At 64.9% G+C, this 3,142-nt stretch carries 2 protein-coding genes and 1 pseudogene; all 3 read right to left on the bottom strand.

Annotated features, from left to right (window positions below; translation table 11 throughout):
• A partial coding sequence (locus tag AB0N17_RS45840; RefSeq protein ID WP_366017612.1) for a glycosyl hydrolase family 28-related protein occupies positions 1–1,172 on the bottom strand: 1,172 nt, incomplete at its 3' end.
• A gap of 346 nt (positions 1,173–1,518) precedes the next feature.
• Entirely contained in the window at positions 1,519–2,247 is a 729-nt protein-coding gene (locus AB0N17_RS45835; protein WP_366017611.1) for a hypothetical protein, read from the bottom strand.
• Between the two features lie 49 nt (positions 2,248–2,296).
• A pseudogene (locus tag AB0N17_RS45830) lies at positions 2,297–3,142 on the bottom strand (hypothetical protein); the annotation flags it as partial.

The raw sequence follows: 3,142 nt of genomic DNA, 5'->3' as shown, positions 1-3,142 counted from the left end.
GCCGAGGTGCCCGCCAGTCCGTGCAGGGGCAGCGGCTGCAGGGACTTCGCCAGGTCCATGCGGTAGACGACGACGGCCGTCGACACGGAGTCGGCAAAGGCGTGGCTGCTGTCGTCACAGTCGTTGAAATGTACGGTTCCGCGGTTCCATACACAGTCGATGATGATCACGTCTGGGTCGCGCACCTCGAAGCGGAGGTCTTCCGCGTGGAACCGTTGCACAGAGTCGTGATGGCGATCGACAGGGAAGCGAAAGAATGTGCTAGTAGTGCCGTACTCCGGGGAGTTCTCCGGGCGCTTGCCGGTGATGATGTACGAGCCGTTACGGCATGTGATCGATCCACCGTAGGGGAACTCCAGGAAGTTGCCCCATTCGTATTCGACTTTCATGTCGGTGAACCAATAGTTGAGGAACTGGTCCTGGACGTTGGGTGAATTCTGCCCGCGCTCCGTGAGACCCGCGTACAGGAATGCCCGCCGGTAGCATCCGCCGACCCGGCAGGCCTCCCACCGCATCTCCGAATTGGTGTCCGTACCGGCCAAGGAGATCCCGTATTCCCACTCACCGAGCCACTCGCACTCCGAGAACCGGTAGTCCTGCGCCTTTCCGGTCGAGTACGAGTACAGAAAGGAGGCTCCCGGTGTGGCCGAGCGGAACTGCATCCGTTCGAAGGAGATGTTCGCCCAGAGGTTCTTGTTGTGGCACAGGTAAGAGCCGGGGCCGTTGTCCGGGCGGAAGATGAGGGTGGTCATGCGCTTTCCTGCTCCAACGAAGCGCAGGCCGTTCGCGCGTGGCGGTGGGGCGACTCCCTTCAACAGCGCATGAGGGCTGGTGATGAGAAAGTCGCCGGCCGGAATCTCGATAACGACACGTCCGACCCCGTTCGAAACCCGGGCCGCTGCGGTCGTGTAGGCGATTTCGAACGCCGCGCTGTCATCGGTGCGCCCGTCGCCGACCGCGCCGAGATCTGCCACGTTGACCACGGACGACGCCGCAGCAGCGGAACGGTCTCCGCCTGCACTGTCGCTGGCCGTGTATGCGTCGTTGTGACCCGGTCCCCTAGCGGCGGATCCACTATCGGCAAGCACGGCAGCTCCAGCAAGCGCCAAAGTCCCGCCGGAAAGCAGACGCCGACGGCTGACGTGGATTTTCTTGCCGTCCCGTTCCTCCATAACTACCTCCGTTCCAGCTGTTCGCCCAAGGGTGGAAGTGGCAGGTCTCGCAATAGTGGTCGGGATGTGCGTGATGTCAGCCCGCTGATGGGGCCGGGCTGATCCTGAAGAGGGCTGATCCGGAGCTAGTTGAAATGACTGTCTTGGTGTGTCGCTGGGGCTGACGCCGATGGACACTGCTCCCGTGCGGTGCTCCCGGTGTGCGGGATGTCAGCCTTGCGAGAAGGAAGGTGAAGACGGCGTATGCGGCGCAACCCGCATTGTCTGCCTTCTCTCCCCCAGACAGGCGGTGAGCACGGCGAGGGGGAAGAGCGGGCGCTCCGGTGCCATCACCCGCGGCGGACCGTCAAGGTGTCAGACTTCGAGGGGGCTCCGTAGCCGAAGGGGAGATATCTAGTGTGGGCTGGAGCTTCGTCCGGCGGCGCAGGCGGAAACGTCTGCGAGGGCGCTCGGTGTCGAGGACGGCACCAAGGAGCCGTCCTCCGGAGCTGCCGATCATCTCCTGCACCAGCCGGAGGTCGCCCCGCCGGGTAACGTCAAGGCCAGCGACCAGGACGACTCCGTCGACGCGCTGGGCGATCACCAGGGCGTCCGCGTGCTCCAGCAGGGGCCGGGTGACGACGACAGCAGCAGTGGCCGCATCGGCATCGGGCAGCAGCCGGTGGATCGAAGAGGACGTGTCCGCCTCGGTCTTGTCGCTCGAACAGACGGCGAAGCGACCGGCGCTGCCAGCATCTACGAGGGCAGTCCCTACGGGCGCCTCTGGTGGGGCCGGGGTACCGTCGGTCACCAGCGGCAGCAGCGCTGTGAGGTTGGATGCTTCGGGGTCAGCGTCCACCAGCAGCACCTGGTCCCCGCATTCGGCCAGCGCTGCTGCCAAGTTCGCGGCGACGCCCCCGGTGGCCACGTCGGCCCGTGGGGCCACGATGAGGACGCTGCCGGCTCCGTCCGGATTTGCGGCCTGGCGTACGCGGTAGGCCAGCGCCCGGTAGGCCTGGGTCCGATGGCTGCCCGTACGGCCGACCTTCAGCAGGAAGTTGTCCGCATGGTCGTCGGGGGGCAGGACGCCGAGCACGGGCGTGTCCAGGGCATCCCGAACGTCCGCTGACGATCGGATTCGGGAGTCAAGCGCAGCGCGCAGCCAGGCCATCATCAGACCGAGGGCCAGGCCGACAGCTGCTCCGAGAGAGAGCAGCAGCCAGAAGCCGCCCGGTGAACCGAAAGGCACTTGGGCCTTCGACGTCGCCACCGGTAGTGTCGCGAGAGCTGATGTCGGAGACACGCTGCTGTAGCGCGGTAACCTCGCTCTTCATAGTCGCGGACACGCTGTCCAACGCTGCGTCGGCCGCTAGCTTGTTGTCCGACTGCTGATCGGCTGCTGGCTTGTTGTCCGACTGCTGACCGGCCGCTGGCTTGTTGTCCAATGACCTTTTGTCGATCTTCCGGTTCAGGGCCGTGATCTGCTGGTTCAGTCTGTTGGCGGCCCGACGCACTGTGGCATCGTTGCGGCTTTGGCGGTCGGCGAGATACGCCTGGGCAAAGGCATTGGCGCCGAACGCCGCGCGCCTGGCGGTGCGGTCGGTGAATTCGAAGCGGAGAATCTGGGTCTTAGGAGGGTTAGTGACCCGTAGGTGGGACTGAATTGAGCGTGTGGTCTGTCCCAGCTCACGCGCCGCGCGATCGGCAACGGCTGTACTGGCGGCGACCTGTTGCTCAGTACCCATGCTGACCTGGTTGTCGGCGGACAGGGTGACCGTGCCGAAGGGGTCGGAGGTGGAACGCACAAGGACGTCACTGGTGGACGTATATGTGTGAGAGCTCTGCAGCCCAAAGCCGCATCCGCCGAGCAGCCCCAGGAAGATACCCAGCGCAATTAGGGCACGGTGGCGCAGGAGTCTGCGCAGTTGGTCACGTAGCTGGTCCGGCTCGTCGTACCGGTCGGCGAAATGGTTGGGGCCGGTCACAAATGC

The organism is Streptomyces sp. NPDC051133, from assembly GCF_040682635.1.
GTDB lineage: Bacteria > Actinomycetota > Actinomycetes > Streptomycetales > Streptomycetaceae > Streptomyces.
This window is presented reverse-complemented; position numbering and strand designations above follow the sequence as displayed.